The organism is Pseudomonas sp. GV047, assembly GCF_003058245.1.
In the GTDB taxonomy this organism is placed as follows: domain Bacteria; phylum Pseudomonadota; class Gammaproteobacteria; order Pseudomonadales; family Pseudomonadaceae; genus Aquipseudomonas; species Aquipseudomonas marginalis.
In genome coordinates this window covers 166,489-188,177 of record NZ_QCWA01000011.1, presented here as the reverse complement: position 1 = coordinate 188,177, position 21,689 = coordinate 166,489, and the positions used below count along the sequence as shown (strand labels likewise).

17 protein-coding genes, 4 tRNA genes and 1 pseudogene are annotated in these 21,689 nt (G+C 51.8%); 11 read left to right on the top strand and 11 right to left on the bottom strand.

Annotation, left to right across the window (positions count from 1 at the left end; all coding sequences use genetic code 11):
- Window positions 1-6: 6 nt before the first annotated feature.
- The 5 genes from C8K58_RS25085 to C8K58_RS25065 are packed head-to-tail and all read right to left on the bottom strand — an operon-like array spanning window position 7 to window position 6,993.
- Window positions 7-1,764, bottom strand: coding sequence for a DNA adenine methylase (locus tag C8K58_RS25085; protein WP_178087840.1), 1,758 nt, complete (start codon window positions 1,762-1,764; stop codon window positions 7-9).
- Window positions 1,757-2,527: a bifunctional 2-polyprenyl-6-hydroxyphenol methylase/3-demethylubiquinol 3-O-methyltransferase UbiG gene (locus C8K58_RS25080; protein WP_108574528.1), complete on the bottom strand. Its 771-nt coding sequence runs from the start codon at window positions 2,525-2,527 to the stop codon at window positions 1,757-1,759. Before C8K58_RS25080 ends, C8K58_RS25085 begins: the two co-directional genes overlap by 8 nt.
- Window positions 2,527-5,067 (bottom strand): diguanylate cyclase, encoded by a 2,541-nt coding sequence (locus tag C8K58_RS25075; RefSeq protein ID WP_108574527.1) that lies wholly within the window; start codon window positions 5,065-5,067, stop codon window positions 2,527-2,529. The genes C8K58_RS25080 and C8K58_RS25075 overlap by 1 nt, the downstream gene beginning before the upstream one ends.
- Window positions 5,064-6,011 carry an HAD-IIB family hydrolase gene (locus C8K58_RS25070; protein ID WP_108574526.1) on the bottom strand — a complete coding sequence of 316 codons (948 nt, stop codon included), beginning with the start codon at window positions 6,009-6,011 and terminating at the stop codon, window positions 5,064-5,066. Before C8K58_RS25070 ends, C8K58_RS25075 begins: the two co-directional genes overlap by 4 nt.
- Window positions 5,989-6,993, bottom strand: coding sequence for a DNA adenine methylase (locus C8K58_RS25065; protein WP_108574525.1), 1,005 nt, complete (start codon window positions 6,991-6,993; stop codon window positions 5,989-5,991). Before C8K58_RS25065 ends, C8K58_RS25070 begins: the two co-directional genes overlap by 23 nt.
- A gap of 230 nt (window positions 6,994-7,223) precedes the next feature.
- Here C8K58_RS25065 and C8K58_RS25060 point away from each other — a divergent pair, with 230 nt between their 5' ends.
- Window positions 7,224-7,706, top strand: coding sequence for a hypothetical protein (locus C8K58_RS25060; RefSeq protein ID WP_108574524.1), 483 nt, complete (start codon window positions 7,224-7,226; stop codon window positions 7,704-7,706).
- Between the two features lie 858 nt (window positions 7,707-8,564).
- A pseudogene (locus tag C8K58_RS25055) lies at window positions 8,565-8,718 on the top strand (site-specific integrase); the annotation flags it as partial.
- A gap of 52 nt (window positions 8,719-8,770) precedes the next feature.
- On the opposite strand, the gene C8K58_RS25050 reads toward C8K58_RS25055, so the two are convergent.
- Window positions 8,771-9,994 carry a LysR family transcriptional regulator gene (locus tag C8K58_RS25050; RefSeq protein WP_108574523.1) on the bottom strand — a complete coding sequence of 408 codons (1,224 nt, stop codon included), beginning with the start codon at window positions 9,992-9,994 and terminating at the stop codon, window positions 8,771-8,773.
- Window positions 9,995-10,149: 155 nt separating this feature from the next.
- Here C8K58_RS25050 and galB point away from each other — a divergent pair, with 155 nt between their 5' ends.
- The 8 genes from galB (at window position 10,150) to C8K58_RS25010 (ending at window position 18,191) form a co-directional block, all read left to right on the top strand.
- On the top strand, window positions 10,150-10,884 hold the full coding sequence (gene galB / locus C8K58_RS25045; RefSeq protein WP_108574522.1) for a 4-oxalmesaconate hydratase: 735 nt from the start codon (window positions 10,150-10,152) through the stop codon (window positions 10,882-10,884).
- A complete protein-coding gene (locus C8K58_RS25040) occupies window positions 10,881-11,597 on the top strand; it encodes a 4-carboxy-4-hydroxy-2-oxoadipate aldolase/oxaloacetate decarboxylase (protein WP_108574521.1) in 717 nt (238 codons plus the stop codon). The genes galB and C8K58_RS25040 overlap by 4 nt, the downstream gene beginning before the upstream one ends.
- Before the next feature lie 5 nt (window positions 11,598-11,602).
- Window positions 11,603-12,691 carry a 4-oxalomesaconate tautomerase gene (locus C8K58_RS25035; protein ID WP_108574520.1) on the top strand — a complete coding sequence of 363 codons (1,089 nt, stop codon included), beginning with the start codon at window positions 11,603-11,605 and terminating at the stop codon, window positions 12,689-12,691.
- Window positions 12,691-13,614, top strand: coding sequence for an NAD(P)-dependent oxidoreductase (locus C8K58_RS25030; RefSeq protein ID WP_178087839.1), 924 nt, complete (start codon window positions 12,691-12,693; stop codon window positions 13,612-13,614). The genes C8K58_RS25035 and C8K58_RS25030 overlap by 1 nt, the downstream gene beginning before the upstream one ends.
- A 27-nt stretch (window positions 13,615-13,641) precedes the next feature.
- A complete protein-coding gene (locus tag C8K58_RS25025; RefSeq protein WP_108574519.1) occupies window positions 13,642-14,526 on the top strand; it encodes a LysR family transcriptional regulator in 885 nt (294 codons plus the stop codon).
- Window positions 14,527-14,639: 113 nt separating this feature from the next.
- On the top strand, window positions 14,640-15,503 hold the full coding sequence (locus C8K58_RS25020; protein ID WP_108574518.1) for an amidohydrolase: 864 nt from the start codon (window positions 14,640-14,642) through the stop codon (window positions 15,501-15,503).
- Between the two features lie 53 nt (window positions 15,504-15,556).
- The gene (locus C8K58_RS25015; protein WP_024658406.1) at window positions 15,557-16,870 is read left to right on the top strand and encodes a dicarboxylate/amino acid:cation symporter; all 1,314 of its coding nucleotides are present in this window, start codon (window positions 15,557-15,559) and stop codon (window positions 16,868-16,870) included.
- Between the two features lie 91 nt (window positions 16,871-16,961).
- Window positions 16,962-18,191: an OprD family porin gene (locus C8K58_RS25010; protein WP_108574517.1), complete on the top strand. Its 1,230-nt coding sequence runs from the start codon at window positions 16,962-16,964 to the stop codon at window positions 18,189-18,191.
- A gap of 342 nt (window positions 18,192-18,533) precedes the next feature.
- On the opposite strand, the gene C8K58_RS25005 is transcribed toward C8K58_RS25010, so the two are convergent.
- The 5 genes from C8K58_RS25005 to C8K58_RS24985 form a co-directional block, all read right to left on the bottom strand.
- On the bottom strand, window positions 18,534-19,847 hold the full coding sequence (locus C8K58_RS25005) for an integrase arm-type DNA-binding domain-containing protein (RefSeq protein WP_108574516.1): 1,314 nt from the start codon (window positions 19,845-19,847) through the stop codon (window positions 18,534-18,536).
- 233 nt (window positions 19,848-20,080) lie between these two features.
- Window positions 20,081-20,157: transfer RNA gene (locus C8K58_RS25000), tRNA-Asp, on the bottom strand.
- Between the two features lie 19 nt (window positions 20,158-20,176).
- Window positions 20,177-20,252 (bottom strand) — tRNA-Val (locus C8K58_RS24995).
- Window positions 20,253-20,428: 176 nt separating this feature from the next.
- Window positions 20,429-20,505 (bottom strand) — tRNA-Asp (locus tag C8K58_RS24990).
- Window positions 20,506-20,524: 19 nt separating this feature from the next.
- A tRNA-Val gene (locus tag C8K58_RS24985) sits at window positions 20,525-20,600 on the bottom strand.
- Window positions 20,601-20,759: 159 nt separating this feature from the next.
- Between C8K58_RS24985 and rdgC the strand changes: the two genes are divergently transcribed.
- Complete coding sequence (rdgC, locus tag C8K58_RS24980; protein WP_108574515.1) at window positions 20,760-21,680, top strand: recombination-associated protein RdgC; 921 nt, start codon at window positions 20,760-20,762, stop codon at window positions 21,678-21,680.
- Window positions 21,681-21,689: the final 9 nt, after the last annotated feature.

Sequence of the window (21,689 nt, the reverse complement as noted above, 5' to 3'; positions counted from 1 at the left end):
AGGAGTTTACGGTCTGAGCAACAATGCATACTCTCTAACGCCTTTAGACTTGTGCTTACCCTGACCTTTATAGACATGGTTGACAGCAAAGAATTCAACCTCTTTGGTTAAAGGAGAAACCAAATCTATGACTGTTTCAATCGAGGCCACCCCAGTGCTTGAATAACTCCAAAGACAACTCCAACCCCTATTTAAGCAAGCAGAGATTATATCCGCGATCAAAACGTCTATCTGCGAAGTATTCCTTGTCGCAAATGCCGATGCAAAACGTCCAGGATCACCTCTTTTAGGCATAGATGCTTTATCCCTAACTTCAGGATAATCATAACGAACCAAAGTCTCCAGAATATGATAATATCTGCTATATTCGTCACGGGTATATGGAGGATCCAGATATACGCAAACCTGTTCCCCTCGGAAAAGCTCATCCGCCGTAGCAACAGCCTCATGCCAAGGTCCCAAAATTGGAACAACTGGATATTTTATATTTGAACTCTCAGCCCCAAGACTCGTAAGTCGAATGAAAAATTCGTGTGCGACCGACAACCCTCGACAAACAACAAGGTCAGGCGCCAAAGCTTCAAGCCTCTCGAATGAACTACCATCAAATTTAGGTTGAGCGAAATGTCCCCCATAAGAATAAGCACAAGAGCTCACCGCACAAATTAGAGCGCCTAACGCCCAAGATCTTTGCGAATCATCAAGAATTTGATCAATAGCATATCGTAAACTATCAATTTCAGCCGCCTGACGCACACCAAAAAAAAGATTGGCATAATACATACTAAATAGCAGATACGGATGTGTGCCTGGCGCAACTTTGCGAGCATCAATTAACGCATCCAAATACTCATCAGACTTTGCTTCAGCATTATTTATACGAGGGTAGCTAACTATCCATCGACCGAAATCATCCAGCATTTCTGGGGAAAGCTCAGATGATAAAAAATCATTCTCCAAATCAATCTGGGTTTTGATATATTCAGGCATTAGCTCGTAGTGCGCTCTAGCCGCACCCAATACACCTTCCGCAATGACTGTGGCGTCGTCCGCGCCAAGGCCACCGCCTTGTACCATCGCTAGATGAGTAGAAAAACTCTGAGCATCAGAAGCATATGTACGCCACTCTCTACTGAAAATCCCAGAAGTAGCGCCGGACCCACACATCAAATCCAAAACTATAGTTTCTGGGGGAAAGAAAGTATGCACTATCTCAGAGAGGTATGGGCCTAAAAATGCTTTTGACCCCATATAATGTGCTGATCTTGAAAACTGAGTGACACGCGAGCTAAGTGATGAGGACGCGCGTGACTTTGCCAGACGGATTCGTTTTATTAACTCTTTCGACTTGGTCGTCACCTCAACAGCACCCAGCAACTCTTGCTGCCAACTATCGGACTCAACATCACTGCTACTTTTCTCAGCTTGCTCAATCCAATGAGGAAGAAGCTGAAGAAAAACCTCATTACCTTCTACTTCAACATCTTCTCCAACTAACCCCGCACTTATAACTGTGCCCGCCCCTAAGGGCAAATCTTCAGTAGACGGAAAAAGACTTGTGGGATGCGGATTTGTATAATTCAATGACCTCGCATGATTAGTAAGCGCTGACAAAATCTTAACCTGCGTCGCAGAGTACAACGCCTTATCAGCACCCGAAATGGCGCAAAGTATTTTTTTCGACAGCCAAATACTTTCATCCTCGGTGAGAGTAGACTCAAGCGATTTAACTTTGACGGGGGAAGTACGTTGGTATTCACTCATCTTTATCACCTATTTTAGTCGCAAATACCAATAAACCAAAAGGTGACATCTCAGTTTCGATTTTATACAAGTGTGTTGCCAACAGTGCTTTCTGAAAAGCCGCGAAGCCTTTTGACTTATGAAAATTCGCCGCCCAAAGGCCATCTGTGCGAATCAACTTGGAAAGCTTTATAAGCTCATCATGAGGAATTGTTTCATAATGCATGACATAACAACTCAATATCAGATCAAATTTTTCAACTGATATGTCATGAAGCTCTCCATCCTCAAAGACGTCAAGACCATTTTTTTTGGCCAACTCTCTATTTTCAGCAACAAAATCGTAACCTCGCAACAAGATCCCTTCGCGCGCAAGAGAACTGGCCATCACTGTCCCAGGTCCACATCCAAAATCTAATATAGATTTCAGAGGGTTTTCACTCCTCCGCTGTGCACCTTCGAAAAGTGCGTGATAGCATGAAATATTCCTACCAGCATCAATCAGGTTGTTATAGACATCACCTGCAACTATAGAAAACAGCAGATGAACGACCTCCTGCTGCAGGTCGATTTCACCCATGCAATCTATATAGCAGGATTCAAATATCTTTAAAAACCCACTTTCTATTACTTGTACGAGACACCCCACGGGCAACCCATCTTTAGTTGCTGGAATCTCATAGAGGTAAAAATTTTTGCTTTGGCCTACTTCTTGAAAACCGAACAAGGCAATCCACTCTAGCAGTGGAACTCTACTTTTGCGCACACCAAGGAAAGCCACCATTAGTCACTCGCGGAGTCGACAATCTGTTTAGCCACACGGGTATGGAACTCATCGCTACCTATGTGCAGGCTCAAAGCGACATAGTTAAGCTCACCCAATTGAAGGCCGTCTGGCGACACCGCTACTCCGGCAATATTCGCTATTTTATTTATCAAGTCTTCAGCCAATTTAATCGAGCCATATAGACTGTAAGGAAATCCGATAAATGCCTCTACCGTTCTCCAAACAAAAACAAAATCTAAGAATGTAGCCGATGGAGAAGCAAATCGTGGCGTGGCCCAGACAGAGATCAATCCAAGAGGCCTAGGCTCACCATGCTCATCTGGGACGTGAGGAACTACTAAGCAAGCACGTCGAGTGGATCTGGATTTTTTGTGGTGGCCAACGTAGCGGGCTGAGTAAGATACGAAAGCGTCAATCTGGCCTGCACTTTCAAGCCCCTTACGGATGATTCCATCATCAGACAACAATACGGTGCTCGCATATTGCTCCAAATTTGGTAATTGATCGGCTAAGTAATCCGGAACGCGGTCAATAAGAGGAGACATCAATTTTAGCTTAAAGGCTATTAGCTCTCTTTGTTCTTGCCCTGAATCATCTATTGAGAAACGAATTTTTTCGGCTTTTCTAAGTGTATCAATAATAATCGGATAGGCTTCACGTGAAGTCTTACAAAAAATTCCCTCACTCTGGTCTAGCGCCGCGGCAGAAATCATTGGCCTCTTGAGAGAGTAGTCGTCTCGATGCGCAACCGTATCATCTGAACGTTCATCACCAGAAAACGACAAATAGCAATTATACAAGGCATCAAGCAACGCATCACTATTATTGACAATCAATACTTTGCCATTCAACTGCTCTTTTATTTTCGCAACCTGATTGGTTGTAAGACCGGTCAGATTGGCAATCTCATCATTCGACCAAGCTCCAAGATCAGTAAGTCGCTTAAAAACCTCAGTACTTTCTGGAGTATCTCCCCACACCAAGACAGGCGCAGGATTTTTAGCTTTATTTAAAGCTGATACTACTTGTGCAAGGGCTGCCTGCCAAAAATCTGGCAGTCCTCCACCAGTTCGGGGCCTAATATCAACCCTGACATGGTCAATTAAAAAGTCAGGTGGTAGTTTAGCTCCACCGGGAGTCCGCGGCTTCTGGTCAAAGCCGATTTGCACTCCCACGGCTACACCTTCCTTTTCATTGTCCGAGCCCTTTCCTACCAGACTTCCAAATGAAATACTGCCATGGCCTCTTTCATCCAAGTCTCCCCACACCTTTATCTCATCGATATACACGGCACATTGTACGGAGGACTCATCAAACATCACTGATAAAGTCTCGGCCGCACTCGCTGGCCACTTGTTATTTATCGCTGCTCTAGATAAGGCATGCATCACTGCAAGGGTAATAGAACTTTTAGAAATACAAAGCCCGTCCCCCGAGCGATTCAACAAATATCGCTCGTCACACTCATCTGTGATAGCTACCCCAAACCAGGAGATGACATCAGCGACTGCTGCCTCGACTTCCTCAGGTTGTGGCGGAAAACTCGTTAGCAAAGACACTTGATGCACTATGAGGTTAAGTCGCTCGTCAACAAAGCAATTCTCAAAAAACTGTCGGCTTTTTGAAAAGCACAAACCGAGCTTAAAAAAATCAGATAGTGAGACTGGATACTTTACTGAGTCAAACTGATCTTCTGAACTTTGAAAACTAACGGTCCCTCGTTTTTTTTCTTTATGCTCGTCTCCGGACTTGGTCAGAGCCTCACACATTTTTTTAATACCATGAATATCTTTAGAAACATCATCGATACTTTTAGTAATCACTCCGGCGGTCATTCCAATACGCAGCTTTTTCTCGCCAAAAGACAAGCCATGTATTTTTGTTCTTAACTCCCATAGCCGCGCACTGATATCCATGGGTCTATCACACGGCAACACTAAAATAAACTCATCACCTCCGTCAATGAACGCTAATCCGCCCAGCACCCGACACAATTTGTGCATCTCAGCGTACACTTGACGTATTGCTCTATCACCTTCGTCATGGCCGCACTGGTCATTAACTGATTTAAACTTATCCAAATCAATATAGACCACAGATAGCTGAGGAATGTTATCAAGACTGGACATAGGCACGATAGAGTTTCTAAACATCTCTTCTGCACCGGCAGCCTTTAAATAAAGGCCGCCATGATTATTCCTGTACTCACTACCCCAAACCTCCACCAGAGAAGCAAATAGCTGATGCAGTTTCTGTTGTACATTGAGATCGGCTGACTGGGACTTATCAGTGATGTACAATTCAATAGTGACGCCAGCGCTATTTATGCGATCTATAACGAAAGGGTCACCACTGCACTGCCCCCATTCATGAGATACGTCTTGAATGGTAACTTTTAGTCCTAGCTTAGATAAGCCAAACGCCTGTTCTACCTCATTTAGGCGTTGTTCAAGCTCGGCGGGAGAAATAAAATAGTTTATTGCGTCACTTTTCAGCTTCGCGATTGGGTCTCTTGATCCACGACTTTTCAGAATCATGCTTTCCTTGCCTTTCCAAATAAGCGCTGAGCGCGACGGACAATTTCCAGTACATCAATTGCAGCCTTTCCTGCGCCATGCGTAGAGTAAAATTTACTCGAAGCCCTAGCAGCATCAGACGAATCTTTTACACAGACGCTAAGTCCTGCCCAGGTTAGCAACTCCACGTCATTATCATTATCCCCAACAGCTAAAACATATTGAGGCAATATTCCGTATCTATCACAGAGAACCTTCAGGCCCAGCGCCTTAGAGGATCTCATAGGTCGCAATTCAATATATACGGACCCGCTGGCCGTGACTGAAACGCCTGGTAATAGATTCAATCGGGATACAATGCATTTTTTTTCTTCGGGCGATGGTACTGCTACCAACATAGCGACCACTTTATCAGCAGAGAGATCTATATCCGAAAAATCTCTCACCATCATCCCGTTAAAATCCAGCTCAGGCTTGCGAGTTTCACCTTTGAAGAAAACACTTTCCGTAGATGAATAATCACTTATAAGCTTCGCTTCAGGATCAACCGTATAAATAAAAAGTCCCGCACTAGAAAATTCAGAAAGCAAGTTAATAACATCAACTACCACATCTTCGGCGATTACTTCATGGGCGACAAGCGCCTGTTTTTCAGGCTGCATTACGACACTCCCGTTATATAAAACAAGAGGAACCTTACTGAAGCCGCCGAGTTGTTTTACCGTTGAGGATACTCCTGTCAGGGTCCGCCCTGTCGCTAATGTTAAATGTAAATTACGACCAGGACCGCTTAGCAACGAGAATAACTTTATTAATCGATTTCCAAGCGGATCCTGAGGCCGCAATATCAACGTGCCATCCAAATCAAAGGCAATTAGCTTCACCTTAGCGAATGGCAACAACTCGCTTGGGTCACACAGGGCCCCAGGCAAAGGCTTGGGTTTATTTATCAATAACGAACACATGATGAACCTGCCGCCTTGTACCGTTAGTTGACTGATAACCAAGAGCTGGAACTTGATGAACCTTTAAATCCCCAAGCTTTGATAAAGATTTTTCCAAATCTGAAATAGATATGTAAGCACCGTCTGCATACTGCAATACAAGACGAGACCAACAAACTGAATCTATCAACTCAAGTAGATACGGCAACTTCATAGCATCTCTTATTTCTTTTCCCTCAGAAGATCGAATCAAGGGAAGCCCCGACTTACTGGCGTCATCAACCTTAACAGGCTTCAATTTAGCAAGTGTCTCTGGCAGATGATAGTATCTCGAATAGTCCCTATTATTATAAGGAGGATCAAGATATAAAACATCAAAACTTTTCCCTGACAAATAACTCAGAGCATCCGCCTGTACAGCTGTACCTGGAATCCCGTCAGTAATACCATCAAACCATTGAAAAGAAAAATTCTTAAGAGACTTCCGATCCCACCCCTTCAAATAGGCATAGTAAGTTCCTGCCGTATTTGCAACGGAATCCATGCTATTAAGAAGAGACGCTACTAAATATTTCTCCTCATTAAGATTGATCCACTGCATCTTCTTCCAAATCCCAATCTGTCGCCACGCACCGCCAATCTTCGCGGCATTAGCTGCAGTAAAGAAGGCTCTCTTTGAAGAGTATTCTCGTACGAACCAAGGCGATGTAGATGCGGTATTATTCAGTAGCGTCAATAGATCGAAGTTGTCTGAGACGCTCAATTTTTGTTTAAGACAGGTGAAATCAGGTTCAGACACGCATGAGATCCGCACGTGCTGAAATGCATTAGGAAAGCTTAGTACGTCACATGTTGTGACCGCGCAACCTCGCTTCTTAAATTCGGCGCCTATATTACCAAGGCCCCCAAAAGCATCTGCTGCGGTTGCTTGACCCATATCATCCAAAGCCAAATCGGCTACTAGCGAAGCTGTCGATGCTTTGGAGCCAAAATATCTAAACATTATCAAACTCGATCATCAAAGGCCCTTAGGCGGCAGCGCGACCCAAAAATCAGCTATCGTACCATAGCGCACGACGGCCATCTCCCTGTCTCCAGAGGCCAACGCGACAACTTGGAGGTCCACGTACGATGAAGCCAACCGTTAGCGTGATTGCCTGTCTAGGATGGGGCTCACTTGTGTGGGATCCGCGCGAGCTGCCTTCCAGGGGAGGCTGGCGCCACGATGGGCCTATGCTGCCGATCGAATTCGGGCGCGAGTCCGGAGCCATGAAAAACCAACGAGGTAACAAAATGTCGTTGGTCATATGCCCCGGTAGCGCACGGGTAAGGGCTTACTGGACAGTTCTTGACGTTCCGGACATGGGTACAGCGCGTATATGCCTAGCTAAGCGCGAGGGTATTCCCAAGAATTGGCAAACAGACATCGGTTTCGCTGATCTTCTCAATGATCATGCGCTAGGCATGGAAGCCGACACCATTACGTCTTGGGCGGCACACATGGGGCTCGCTGGCGTTGTCTGGACGAACCTATCTCACAAATTCAACAACGAGCATGTGTTACCCAGCGAAACCGAGGTAATTACGTTTCTGCGCTCTCTGGACGATACCAATCGAGAGGTTGCGGAGCGCTACGTCCGTAACACTCCTACTCAAATCGATACTATCTACAGACGAGCGATTGAGAAGGAGCTTGGTTGGCTACGCTGCGACTAATTCATTCAGGCTACTCTCAAAACAACTCAAATCTCGAATTGAGATGTCCCATCCATGAGGCACGACAGAGGGCGCAACCGAGGCAGAATTTGCGCCTCGACTGCCTGTAAAGCCAGGCTAGAGCCATGGCGAATGTTTTTGAGGGGAGAACAACCTTGACTGTATTTACAGGCTTCGGGCTAACCACGCTTTTCGGCGCAGCTAAGCGTCAACCGCAAGCACGCAAGCACGGCATCGATAGTTATAACAATCAGACTACTGCGTTTGATCGGCCCTATACTTCCATCAGCAGGAAGTTAATAGCCTCCATCGACCGAACCTCCACCACTGGAAATACGTGATATCCGATGACTCTACCGGAGTTTGAGTGAACGCCCGGATCAACACACTAGCAACAGAGAGCTCCGCTCTACCTATATTCATCGTCCGGACCATGCCTCGCGGACTTTCCAGATCTGCACCCCAAGAACGATCATCTTCGCTTTTTTAGGTTCTTGCACTGGTACGAGCTACCCGTATACACAAGACTCGAATACCTATCAGATAGCAACGCTACCGAGATCCAGGATATCCGCGGGAGTAAATGTAGGAGTGGTTTTGTAGGCATGAAAAAGCCCAACCTAAGAAGATTGGGCTAACTCATTGAAAAATATGGTCGGGACGGAGTGATTCGAACACTCGCCCCCTAGCACCCCATCTCCTTTTTCATACTTCTTGAAAGACTCCGAAATTTTACTCTGGATTTTTTACAAGCTAGTATTTACTTGAGCTCCAGCGGTGTTCTGCTCTACGAGAGTCCAGTAACGTCCATCAAGAGCCGACGTTTTTGTGGGGGTAAAAGTAGGGGGAGTCCGTTTCATGGCCAAAATCACCATCAAAGAACTTGAGTCGCTGACCGCCAATGATGAAGGACGGTGTATCCGTCAGCTTTTTCTATCGGTATCGGTGGGAAGGAGAAAATAAAGAGTACTCCTGTGGTTCCTGGCCGCGCAAATCCCTGACTGACCTACAAAGCACGGCACTTTTCCTGCGAATGGCGGGGCGACGTCGGGGTCAAACCTGCATCAGGTCGACTCTGTAATTCTCATCGCCGACTCCCCTACCACCTCCCGAATCTTGTCCATCAATGCCTGCGCCGCTGGAGATTGAAGCGCCCCCGCTCTAGAGATAAGGCCAATCGGCCGCGTAGTGTGGCTAAGGGAAAGCGGCAGTCGCACCAGATCACCGCTGGCCATTTCATGTTCCAGCTGATGTGCGGAAACGGCGGCAAGCATGTCTGAGCGCAGTAACACGCCGCGCAGGATTGCCAAGTCCGCCGTTTCAATCACAGGATTGGGTTCGGCAATGCCGATGTGGGCAAAAAATGCGTCCAGCAGTTGTCGCGCCGGGGAACCGGCGCGAGGCAGGATCCAGCAGGCGGCACTCAAGTCTTCATAGACTGGCGTGCGCTTTAACCAAGGGTGGTCGCGGCGTACCAGGATCACCATTTCTTCTTGCAGCAAGGCCTCGCTATGCAGGTCGCTGGCGTAGGCCGACGGACGTAGAGCCCCCAGCACAAAATCCACATCGCCTGCACGCAGCTCACTAGCCAACAGGTCGAACGGACTTTCGTTGGTGACGATTCGTACATGAGGGTGTTCCAGGGTCAGGCGCACTATGGCTTCAGGCAATATCCCCGTGCGCCCAAGAGGCAGGGCCCCTACGTGCACGACGCCTTGAAGGGAGCCACCCAACGCAGCGATGTCCGCATCGATGTGACGCAGCTCATTCAGGGCTCGGCGTACCCGCACCAACATTGCCAGGCATAGACGAGTCGGCAGCAAGCCGTGGGGGGTGCGTTCAAATAGGCTGCAGCCGCTACCCTGCTCAAGTATTTTGATAGCGGCGCTGATCGCTGGTTGGGACACCCCCAGGGTGTTGGCGGTCGTTTGCATATGGTGGGTTTCGCAGAGCTTGGCGAACGCTTCCAGGCGCCTGGTCTGGAATAGGTAAAGCGGCTCAGCGGCCGGACCCATCGCCTGCCCCAGTAAAGGCGGTACGGCGAGCAGTTCATCCATGGCCCGCCGAGCCCGAGGCACTGCGCGCTCACCATAATCGGTCAGACGCATACCACTGACGTTGCGCTCAAACAACGCAGCGCCGAGGCGCTTCTCTAAGGCCAGGATGGCGCGAGTCACGACGGGCTGAGCCCGGAAAAGCACGGCGGACGCCCTGGATACACTGCCGTGTTCGACAACCCGAAGGAACGCTCGAACCTGCATAAAATTGGGCAATTCAGGACTGCGCATGTATACCTGCCGAGGTTTCGAGAAAGCTGTCGGACAGCATGCATAATTCATCACGATAAGTAAAACGCATACCTCCTACCGCCGAACGCATTATCCACCACCCATCTCAAATGCGAATGTGGGCTCTATCAAACAGCCGCAAGAAGAGCCCTCCCATGATCAATAAAACAAAAACTGCACTGGTCGTCAGCGCCCACTCTGCCGATTTCGTCTGGCGCGCAGGTGGTGCCATCGCCCTGCACGCCCAACAAGGTCACGCCGTTCACATCGTGTGCCTTTCCTACGGAGAAAGAGGTGAGTCGGCCAAGCTCTGGCGCAAAGGCGAGATGTCTGAAGACAAGGTCAAAACCGCGCGTCGCAGCGAGGCTGAAGCCGCAGCGGAAATCCTTGGCGCGAGCGTGGAATTCTTCGACATCGGTGATTACCCGATGCGTGCCGACAAAGAAACGCTGTTCCGCTTGGCCGATGTGTTTCGTCGAGTACAGCCGGAGTTCGTCCTCAGCCACTCGATTAAAGACCCGTATAACTACGATCACCCGTTAGCGATGAACCTGACCCAGGAAGCGCGCATCATCGCCCAAGCTGAGGGCTACAAGCCTGGCGAAAAAATTGTGGGTGCCCCTCCCGTTTACAGCTTCGAACCCCATCAGCCTGAGCAATGCGAATGGCGCCCGGATGTACTGTTGGATATCACCGAGGTCTGGGACAAGAAATACGCCGCCATCCAGTGCATGGCAGGCCAAGAGCATCTTTGGGAATACTACACACGCGTCGCACTGCAACGCGGCGTTCAGGCAAAGCGCAATGTGGGTATCGCCTCCACCCGCAACATCGTTTACGCCGAGGGCTATCAAAGCATCTTCCCACGGGTGACGGAGAACCTGGCATGAGCACACTGATCGGAAAAACCGGCATTGTCGTGCGCAACATCCCACGTGCTGACGCGGCTTTGATCGACGAACTGGATCGCTTTGGCGTTGCTACTGTGCATGAAGCCCAAGGGCGTAAAGGTCTGTTGGATTCTGCTATTCGTCCCATTCAGCAGAACCAGAGCATTAGCGGAACGGCGGTGACCGTGTTGGTCGCGCCGGGCGACAACTGGATGTTTCACGTGGCGGTCGAACAATGCCAACCGGACGATATCCTCGTGGTCGCGACATCGTCACCCTGCACCGATGGCTACTTCGGCGACCTGCTCGCCACATCGTTGATGGCCCGAGGGGTACGCGCCCTGATCATTGACGCTGGGGTACGCGATACCCGAACGCTGCGGGACATGGGCTTCAAGGTATGGTCGCGGGCGGTTCATGCCCAAGGCACCGTCAAGGAAACCCTGGGTTCAGTCAACGTGCCCATTATCTGCGCCGGCCAGTTGGTCGAGCCCGGGGACGTCGTAGTGGCTGACGATGACGGCGTGGTCATTGTTCGCCGCGAAGAGTTGCCCGACGTGTTTGAAACCAGCCGAAAACGCGCTCAAATCGAAGAGCAGAAACGCGTGCGCCTGGCGGCTGGCGAGTTGGGCCTGGATATCTACGCGATGCGTCAGAAGCTCGTCGAGCGTGGGCTGACTTATTACGACAACCTCACTGACGTGCAAGGATAACCTTCATGCGCCAGACCCGAATTCCATGCCTCATGATGCGTGGAGGCACCTCCAAGGGCGCTTACTTCCTGGCTGACGACCTGCCGCCTGAAGGTAAGCTGCGTGATCGAGTATTGCTGGCCGTCATGGGCTCACCCGATACACGCCAGATAGATGGCATCGGGGGCGCAAATTCGTTGACCAGCAAGGTCGCCATCATCAGCCGTTCAGATCGCCCGGACGCTGATGTCGATTATCTGTTTGCTCAAGTTTCAGTCGAACACGCTCAAGTGGATTACGGCCAGAATTGTGGAAACATCCTCGCAGGTGTCGGCCCCTTTTCAATCGAGCGAGAGCTGATCAGCGCAGACGAATCGCTGACGACCGTGCGGATTTTTATGGTGAACACCGGCCAGATCGCCGTGGCTAACGTCCGCACACCAGGTCGCATCGTCGAGTACGCAGGGGATACCCGCATCGATGGCGTTCCTGGCACCAGTGCTCCTCTGATTGTCGAGTTCGAAGACATTGCCGGCTCCAGTTGCGGAGCGCTCTTGCCTACCGGAAATACCATTGACCGCTTCGATGGCATTGAAGTGACGTGTATCGACAATGGAATGCCTGTTGTGCTGATCAGGGCGACTGATGTGGGGTGCACGGGCGATGAAAACCCCGAGCAACTGGACGCCAACATGGCACTCAAAGCGTTGCTGGAATCGATCCGGCTGCAGGCGGGCCCGTTGATGAATCTGGGGGATGTGCGCGAGCGCACAGTACCGAAAATGTCCCTGATAGCAGCCCCCCGCAACGGAGGCGCCATTCGCAGCCGTACCTTCATTCCTCACCGCTGTCACACGTCAATAGGGGTGTTCGGCGCTGTCAGTGTCGCATCTGCCTGCCTGATTCAAGGGACAGTCGCGAGCAGTTTGGCCCAAGTAGAAACCGGTGATCGAGTCCAATTGTCTGTCGAGCATCCAACCGGCGAGTTCACGGTGGAGCTGCGTGTGATTGACGATCAGTTAGCCGGTTGCGGGTTGGTGCGCACGGCCCGGCTGTTGTTCGAAGGCAACGTGCTCATTTCTGGGAACGTCTGGCAAAAACCGGTGAAATCGTAATGACCACGACCGTATCCATGATCGGCTTCGGCGAAGCCGGTGCCATTCTGGGCGAGGATCTTGCGGCACAGGGCGTAAAGATCTACGCCTATGATCGCCTCCTTGAAGACCCGGCCAAACGAGCAGCGCTGCATGAAAAAGCCCTGCGGTGTGGCGTTCAACTGTGCGAGAGTGCGGCTCAAGCGATAGCGCTTGGCAAGTGGATCATTTCAGCCGTCACAGCGGATAACGCACTCGAAGTCGCACTGAGCGCGGCGTCACTGATGAAGCCCGGACAACTGTTCATCGACATCAACTCAGTGGCGCCCTCTACCAAGCGCGCAGCGGCCATAGCGATGCAGCAGCATGGCGTCGATTACATCGATGCCGCCGTCATGGCGCCGGTACCACCGCAACGCTTGAAAACACCGATCCTGTTAGGCGGCCAACACGCCACCCTGGTCGCTGAACGATTAAGCGGCATAGGCATGAACGTGCGGGTAGTGGCGGAGGTGGTTGGCGTAGCGTCGGCGATAAAGATGTGTCGAAGCATCATGATCAAAGGCCTGGAAGCACTCACCACCGAATGCTTGAGTACAGCTCGCCAATACCATGCCGAGGACGAAGTGCTGGCGTCATTGCACAAGAGTTTCCCGCAGATGGGTTGGGACGGCGCACTCCCCCACTACCTGATCAGTCGCGTGGCAGAGCACGGTCGGCGCCGCGCGGAGGAAATGAAAGAGGTCGCAAAAACCGCTCGCGACGTCGACGTGGTTCCGAACATGAGCCAAGCCATCGTCAGCGCCCAACTCGGGCTCGTCGATGCCATGATTGATGCCGATATTGATTACTCACACCTTGAGCCATTCAACTGGATAAACCTGATCGACACGCTGTATGGCAGTCCAATCGCTCATGGAAGCGCAATTCAGGAAAAGCGGTAACATAGCCTTTTTCCCAGAGTCGCCCCCATGGATCTAAAACAGCTCGAATGTTTCGTCAGGGTGGCCGAGTTCGGAAGTTTCACCAAAGCGGCTGCCGTACTGAACATTTCTCAATCGGTCGTCAGCCGTCAGGTCAGGCAGCTTGAAGTCGAGCTGCAGGAGCATCTGCTCTTGCGAAATGGTCGGGGGGTCTTGCTGACGGCCTCCGGGCAACGCTTGTTCGATCATGGCAAAGGCATCTTGCGGCAGGTGCAGGTGGCTCGTGAAGACCTGCGCGAACAACGCGACACATTGTCTGGCAAGGTAGTCGTCGGGCTTCCTCCAAGTATTTCCCGACGCCATACCGTGGGAGTGGTCTCTGCCTTCCGAGAGCGCTTTCCTGACTGCATATTGGGGATCAAGGAAGGCCTGACTCATTCGATGCGCGAGTGGCTGCTTCTGGGTCGCCTGGATTTCGCACTGCTCTTCAATCCTGGCCACAGCGCACAACTGCAATATGAGCACATCCACTCGGAACCATTGATGCTCATAGGTAGCCAGCACTCCAACCTCCCTTCCCAGGTATCGATGAAAGACTTGGGCCAATACCCTTTAATCACTCCCAGCGAACCTCACTCCATACGCCGCCTCATCGAGAATGAAGCGTCGAGACATGAGGTGCATCTGAATGTTTGCCTGGAGGTCGATAGCATCCCGTCGCTATTGGAGCTGATCAATCTCAACATGGGCTACGGCGTACTGTTTCGCTCGGCTTTGGCAAACGGCGACGGGAAGCTAGAAGGACTCAAAGCTGCACAGATCTTTGATCCGTCCATCCAGACACACTTATTTATCGCCACGTTTGAGCAGCGTCCGCTGTCACGCCTGGCAGAACAGACCCTGTCATTGGTTCGTGAGATCTGCATAGACTGAATAGACGCATGCAAAATCCGCATAACTGCTAGAGCCTGTGTCTTGTTGTTGTAAGGCGTCGAGACGGCCACCATCGGCCATCGCTTCCGCTAACGATAACTAAAGGACACGAGATGAAAACCTGCCTCGCCCCTGACGCCAATCCTACAAAACCAAAGCAGCCACTTCCTGTGGGCGCTTGGGATGCTCACTGCCACGTTTTCGGCCCTGCGGCTGACTTCCCTTATGCAGAAGATCGTAGCTATACCCCACCAGACGCCGCGTTTGAAACGTTGCGGGCATTGCACGACCACTTGGGATTCACTCGCGGAGTCATTGTCCAGGCCAGCTGTCACGGCAGTGACAATCGCGCAATGCTCGACGCTATTGCACGGAGTGAAGGACGGTATCGAGGCGTAGCAATCGTTGACGGCAGCGAAACCGATGAGCAGCTTGCCGAGATGGATGCTGGCGGTGTGCGCGGCGTTCGGTTCAACTTCGTTGCACATCTGGGTGGCGCGCCAGACCTGGACGTCTTTGATAGCACTGTGGATCGCCTTGCGGATTTGGGATGGCACGTCGTCCTGCACCTTGATGCACAAGACATCCTCACCTATGCGCAGAGATTAGCGCGGATACCGGTACCTTTCATCATCGATCACATGGGTAGGGTCAAAGCTCAGGATGGCATTGAGCAGCAGTCCTTCCTCGCATTGCAGCAACTGATGGAAAACCCGCTGGCGTGGGTCAAGGTATGTGGCGCAGAGCGTGTATCAGTGGGCCGGAGGCCATTCGATGACGCGGTTCCGTTCGCAGAGCGACTGATTGAGATGGCACCAGATCGCGTACTGTGGGGCACTGATTGGCCGCATCCGAACATCAGTAAAGACATGCCCAACGACGGCGGGTTGGTTGATCTGATGTTCGACTTCTGTACCGATCCTCTGCTGCGTCAAAAACTGCTGATCGATAACCCGATGAAGCTATACGGACGCTAAGCGCAACACCTTTGCTGCACCTCCAAAAATAAGACTTTCAGTGAGTGAACGCCATGAACCCCAGTCCTGCATCTGCTCAGGTAAACGTAAGCATTCCTATCAAGGTGAAGACTAAGCCGCCCTTCTATCGCGCGATGTACTTTCAAGTCCTTTTGGGGATTATCGCGGGAGTTGCCGTCGGCCATTTCTGGCCAACCTTTGCGGCCGATCTCAAGCCGCTGGGCGATGCGTTCATCAAGCTGATCAAGATGATTATCGGCCCTGTGGTTTTCTGCACAGTCGTTACCGGCATCGCCGGTATGCGCGATTTGAAAAAAGTGGGTCGAGTCGGAGGGAAAGCACTGCTCTACTTCGAAGTCATCTCCACTGTTTCACTGCTGATCGGCCTTATCGGTGGTCACCTGTTTAGTCCAGGTGCAGGTTTCAATGTGGATGTGAATTCGCTGGACGCGTCGGCGGTCACTGGTTTCGCCGAGAAGGCTCAGCACATGCACATGGTCGAATTTCTGATGGGGATCATTCCCTCGACGTTTGTTCAGGCGTTTGCAGAAGGTAACGTGCTTTGCATATTGCTGGTCTCCGTACTCTTCGGGTGCGCGTTGTCAGCCATGGGTGAGAAAGGCAAACCGGTTTACGACATGATCGAAGGCCTGTCCGGCGTGTTCTTTCGCATCGTGCACATCATCGCCAAGCTTTCCGCCATCGGCGCATTCGGCGCCATCGCGTTCACCGTCGGTACTTACGGCGTCGGCGCACTTCTCCCTCTCATGAAACTGGTGGGCAGCTTCTACATTTTGTGCGCGTTGTTCGTGATTGTGGTACTGGGTGGAGTCGCGAAAATTTGCGGGTTCAGCATCCTGCGCTTTATCTCTTATATCAAAGAGGAGTTGTTGGTCGTTCTCGGCACCAGTTCGTCGGAAGTCGTTCTGCCTCAGATCATGGAAAAAATGGAACGACTGGGCTGCTCCAAACCTGTCGTCGGGCTGGTTATTCCCACGGGTTATTCCTTCAACCTCGACGGTACCAACATCTATCTGACGATGTCGGTGCTGTTCATCGCTCAAGCGCTGAATATCGACCTGTCACTTTCTCAGCAACTTACGTTAGTCATCGTGGCCATGCTCACCTCCAAAGGTGCCAGCGGTGTGTCAGGGGCAGCCTTCGTCATGTTGACCAGCACCTTGATGGTGGTGCCGCTTGTACCGGTGGCGGGCATGGTGTTGATCCTGGGTATCCACCGCTTTATGGGCACCGGCCTTGCCATGACTAACTTGGTTGGTAACGGTGTCGCCGCGCTGGTTGTCTCAGCGTGGGAAAAAGAACTGGATCGCGACAAGCTTGCTCTGGAACTTGGCACCAAACCGTAAAACTTCTGCTCTATCGATCACACCATATCTAAACAGTCTCTGTTCGGTCCAGCACCGAGCAGCGACTCCCTGCGTCAGGAAAATAATAAAAATGAACCGCGCCTTATATGTTGCTTTGCTCACACCTGTACTTATCTCCATCGACACCTCAATGGCCGATGACTTTATCGCGGACAGCAAGATTCGCCTGGAAGCACGAAACTTCTACTACAACGGGGATTTTCGTCAGGGAACGGGCGTCTCCAAAAGAGAAGAATGGGCTCAAGGTTTTTTGCTCAACTATGAGTCGGGATACACACCGGGAATCATCGGCTTTGGCGTCGACGCACTGGTGTTTGCGGGCTACAAACTGGACTCGAGCCCAGACCGTTCCGGTAGCGGCCTCCTCCCCAAACGGGCTTCCGGTGAGGCCGTTGATGAATATTCAAAAGCAGGCTATGGCGTCAAACTCAAAATATCTCAGACATCCTTGCGCTATGGGATGTCATTGCCAAAGGTTCCGGTTCTTCAGTACAACAACAGTCGACTGCTTCCTCAGACATTCCAGGGCTGGCAGATCAACTCTACCGACGTAGATCGCCTGACCTTGAACCTGGCTCAATTCGATAAGACGATTACGCCCGACTCTACCGACCTTCAGGACATCACCCTCGCGGTGAAAGACGGTCGCTATCGTGCAACCGGTATCGGCGATAACTATCGATATGGCGGCGGGACCTACAAGCTGACGCCAGCGCTAAGTGCAACGTACTTTTATGGCGAGCTTGATGATGTGTACCGCCAGCAGTTCGCTGGGTTGATACACAACACGCGCCTCGGCAAAGGTACGTTGACCACTGACCTGCGTGCTTTCTCAAGTCGTGATGTTGGCGCAGCTAAAGCAGGAGAGGTTGATAACCGCGCATACGCTGCCGCGCTCGGCTACGCCCTGGACAATGGGCATAGCGTCATGGCGACCTACCAAGTCATGGGCGGTGCTACGGGCTTTCCTTACATCAATAACCCCTACCTGCCCAACTACGTTCAGTACCACGACTTCGGAAGCGCTGGCGAACGTAGCTGGCAGCTGCGGTATGGTTACGACTTCGCAGCCATGGGTATCCCAGGACTGAGCTTCTTCACTGCCTATATCCGGGGAGACGGTCTGAAGACGGTCGGTGCCGAGAAAGAGTGGGAGCGTGATGTGGACGTAAACTACGCCTTCCAGGGATCGTTGAAGGGGTTCTCTGTGCGATTACGGAATGCAACCTATCGAAGTGACGCTGCCAGAGATATTGACGAGACACGCTTGATCGCAAGCTACTTGTTCACATCCTTTTAAACTGAAGGCTAATACCGTTGGAGAGAGGTCAGTTACGCTGCGCAATAGCGTTTCACGGACGGCCGCCCGCAACGCCAAGACTGGGGATTACAGAATGCTGTGATCGACGACCGGCATCTTTGGCCCAGGCTGCGTGAAAACGCATGGGCCGTTTTGAAGTCTGCGTTGCTACGTTAAATCTGCCAGCATTATCCGCTGTAGATTCCACTTAGAGCCAGCCGGTTTGTAGGGGTAAAAACGCCAAAAAACAAAAAGGGGTCGCGAGATAAAATCTCGCAACCCCTTGAATTATATGGTCGGGACGGAGTGATTCGAACACTCGACCCCTAGCACCCCATACTATTAATCAGCCGACTTCCACTGCGCACTCAGACACCCCGTTGAAATTCGCCCGGTATGCGGCATGTATGCTTCGGGCGTAGGCGGAGAAACGCCGCCCTCTAGCGCATCTATTAAATCCGCCCAATATTGCATCATCCTACGTCTCGGCTCGACGTATTCTGCATGATTGTATGCAGCCCGAATTTGGTTGGTATCAGCGTGTGAAAGCTGCGCCTCAATCCACTCTTCTACAAAGCCAACCTCGTTGAGCGCCGTTGAAATGGTGGCCCTGATGCCATGCCCGGTGAGCCTTCCTTTGTACCCCATGCGGCTGATCGCAGTGTTAAGGGTATTTTCACTGATCATTTCCTGCTGTTCGTATCGGTGAACCAGTAGGTACCGCGCACCGCGCGCCCTTAACTGCATTAGCCGCTGCACAATTGCAATTGCTTGGGTAGACAGTGGAATCACATAAGGTGGGATCTCATCCCCCTGGGTTCGAACACGGCTCCGGAGTTGCTTGACACCCTCCGGCGGCACCAACCAGATCCCTTTGTCGAGGTCGAATTGGTCTGGCCTCGCCGCCCTTAGCTCTCCTGTACGTACCCCTGTCAACAGCAATAGAAGAATACCAAGCCGTGTCGCTTCTGCACAACCATAGTGGGCTACGGCCCTGAGTAGTCCTGGAAGTTCATTTACCTGGAGGAAGGGATTATGGCGAACTGGTCGCGGCGTCTCGGCAACGATATCAAGATCTGCTGCTGGGTTCACATCAACAAGCCCTTCCGCCATAGCAAAACGAAAGATCTGGTTGAGCCAGGTGCGCACCTTTCGAGCAGAGACCAGCGCCCCTCTGCGCTCAATTCGCCTAATGAGCTCCAGCACGTCACCACGAGAAATATCTGAGATCGGAAGATCGCCCAAGCACGGCAGCATGTCCTTCTTCAGGTATTTACTGGCTTGCCCTGCACTGCCCTTCTTACTTTTCGTCAGCTTTTTACTTCGGAACTCATGCCAGCGACCAGCAACCGCTTCAAACGTGTTGTTGGCGGCGTGAGAGGCTTTTTGGCGCTCGGCGCGACGATGTGAGCGGGGATCGATATTGTTGGCCACCAGCGCACGTGCAGCCTCTCTCCGCTGGCGAGCCTCCTTGAGGCTAACGTCAGGATAGGTGCCGAGGGAAATGCGCAATTGCTTGTCATGCCAATAGAAACGGAAATGCCAGCGTTTCGAACCCGTAGTAGGCACTTGCAGAGATAAGCCATCCCCATCAGTTAACGTATAAGGCTTGCTGGCGGGCTTGGCTTGCTTGATCGCTGTATCTGTCAGAGCCATCAGACACCTCCTATTGGATCAAGGAGGGGAATACAACCCAGCGGTAGACGGACCAATACGAAAATTGATGCGCAAGGAATCGTAAAAGGCTGTGCCAGCGGTGTACTTAAATGTGTACTTAAAAACCGTGGCTGAAGATGGATTCCAGTGGAATTCAGAAAACGAAAAAAGCGGCTCAAGGCCGCTATTTCCGTAGCTTCCAGGCGTTCAGTGGGCCTTAGTGGAAGCAAATATGGCGCAGCGGACGGGACTCGAACCCGCGACCCCCGGCGTGACAGGCCGGTATTCTAACCGACTGAACTACCGCTGCGCGTAACACGTGAAGCGAATGGTGGGTGATGACGGGATCGAACCGCCGACCCTCTGCTTGTAAGGCAGATGCTCTCCCAGCTGAGCTAATCACCCTTCGTTTCGGTGTGGGCGCATCATACACCAAAAAATCGTAATGTCTTGATTTAAATGCAATTTATTCAAAAAAAGTTTAGCGCACGATTTTTTGCCATATTCTGGACAGCAAAAAGCCCGCGATCAGGCGGGCTTTCTGTGGTGACCTGGCGTTCAGCGTTCCAGGCTACCGAATATGGCGCAGCGGACGGGACTCGAACCCGCGACCCCCGGCGTGACAGGCCGGTATTCTAACCGACTGAACTACCGCTGCGCGTAACACATGAAGCGAATGGTGGGTGATGACGGGATCGAACCGCCGACCCTCTGCTTGTAAGGCAGATGCTCTCCCAGCTGAGCTAATCACCCTTCGTCTCGGTGTGGCGCGCATTCTACGGAGCGACCTTATGTCTGGCAAGCACTTTCTTAAATCTTTTTTTTGAGGCCTTCCAATGGCTTAGGCAGGGTTGGCCTGGGGCGCTATCAAGAGAATAATGCCCCCCTTTGTATAAAGGAGAGACTCACCCCATGTGGTTCAAGAACCTGCTTATCTATCGCCTGACCCAAGATCTGCCTGTTGATGCCGAGGCGTTGGAAGCGGCCATGGCCACCAAACTGGCGCGCCCTTGTGCCAGCCAGGAGTTGACCACCTACGGTTTCGTCGCACCGTTCGGTAAAGGTGAAGACGCTCCCCTGGTTCACGTCAGCGGTGACTTCCTGCTGATCGCCGCCCGCAAGGAAGAACGCATCCTGCCGGGTAGCGTGGTGCGTGACGCACTGAAAGAGAAAGTCGAAGAGATCGAGGCCGAGCAAATGCGCAAGGTCTATAAAAAGGAACGCGACCAGATCAAGGATGAAATCATCCAGGCCTTCCTGCCCCGCGCTTTTATTCGCCGCTCGTCGACCTTTGCCGCCATCGCGCCGAAGCAAGGCCTGATCCTGGTGAACTCGGCCAGCCCGAAACGCGCCGAAGACCTGCTCTCCACCCTGCGTGAAGTGATCGGCACCCTGCCGGTGCGCCCACTCACCGTGAAAACCGCGCCCACCGCCATCATGACCGACTGGGTCACCACCCAGAAACCGGCCGATGACTTCTTCGTCCTCGACGAATGCGAACTGCGCGACACCCACGAAGACGGCGGCATTGTGCGTTGCAAGCGTCAGGACCTGACCAGCGAAGAAATCCAGCTGCACCTGACCACCGGCAAAGTCGTGACCCAACTATCCCTGGCCTGGCAGGACAAGCTGTCCTTCATGCTTGACGACAAGATGACCGTCAAGCGCCTGAAGTTCGAAGACCTGCTGCAAGACCAGGCGGAACAGGACGGTGGCGAAGAGGCCCTGGGTCAGCTGGACGCCAGCTTCACGCTGATGATGCTGACCTTCGGCGACTTCCTGCCGGCGTTGATCGAAGCCCTCGGCGGCGAAGAAACCCCGCAAGGTATCTAAGCCGTTTGA

Bases quoted from the DNA above. Each gene is read 5' to 3' on its own strand.
- C8K58_RS25065 (WP_108574525.1), bottom strand. From the start codon at position 6,993: ATGTTTAGATATTTTGGCTCCAAAGCATCGACAGCTTCGCTAGTAGCC.
- C8K58_RS25020 (WP_108574518.1), top strand. From the start codon at position 14,640: ATGAAAACCTGCCTCGCCCCTGACGCCAATCCTACAAAACCAAAGCAG.
- C8K58_RS25010 (WP_108574517.1), top strand. From the start codon at position 16,962: ATGAACCGCGCCTTATATGTTGCTTTGCTCACACCTGTACTTATCTCC.
- C8K58_RS25030 (WP_178087839.1), top strand. From the start codon at position 12,691: ATGACCACGACCGTATCCATGATCGGCTTCGGCGAAGCCGGTGCCATT.
- C8K58_RS25040 (WP_108574521.1), top strand. From the start codon at position 10,881: ATGAGCACACTGATCGGAAAAACCGGCATTGTCGTGCGCAACATCCCA.
- C8K58_RS25005 (WP_108574516.1), bottom strand. From the start codon at position 19,847: ATGGCTCTGACAGATACAGCGATCAAGCAAGCCAAGCCCGCCAGCAAG.
- C8K58_RS25075 (WP_108574527.1), bottom strand. From the start codon at position 5,067: ATGATTCTGAAAAGTCGTGGATCAAGAGACCCAATCGCGAAGCTGAAA.
- C8K58_RS25085 (WP_178087840.1), bottom strand. From the start codon at position 1,764: ATGAGTGAATACCAACGTACTTCCCCCGTCAAAGTTAAATCGCTTGAG.
- rdgC (WP_108574515.1), top strand. From the start codon at position 20,760: ATGTGGTTCAAGAACCTGCTTATCTATCGCCTGACCCAAGATCTGCCT.
- C8K58_RS25050 (WP_108574523.1), bottom strand. From the start codon at position 9,994: ATGCGCAGTCCTGAATTGCCCAATTTTATGCAGGTTCGAGCGTTCCTT.
- C8K58_RS25035 (WP_108574520.1), top strand. From the start codon at position 11,603: ATGCGCCAGACCCGAATTCCATGCCTCATGATGCGTGGAGGCACCTCC.
- C8K58_RS25015 (WP_024658406.1), top strand. From the start codon at position 15,557: ATGAACCCCAGTCCTGCATCTGCTCAGGTAAACGTAAGCATTCCTATC.
- C8K58_RS25080 (WP_108574528.1), bottom strand. From the start codon at position 2,527: ATGGTGGCTTTCCTTGGTGTGCGCAAAAGTAGAGTTCCACTGCTAGAG.
- C8K58_RS25070 (WP_108574526.1), bottom strand. From the start codon at position 6,011: ATGTGTTCGTTATTGATAAATAAACCCAAGCCTTTGCCTGGGGCCCTG.
- galB (WP_108574522.1), top strand. From the start codon at position 10,150: ATGATCAATAAAACAAAAACTGCACTGGTCGTCAGCGCCCACTCTGCC.
- C8K58_RS25060 (WP_108574524.1), top strand. From the start codon at position 7,224: ATGCTGCCGATCGAATTCGGGCGCGAGTCCGGAGCCATGAAAAACCAA.
- C8K58_RS25025 (WP_108574519.1), top strand. From the start codon at position 13,642: ATGGATCTAAAACAGCTCGAATGTTTCGTCAGGGTGGCCGAGTTCGGA.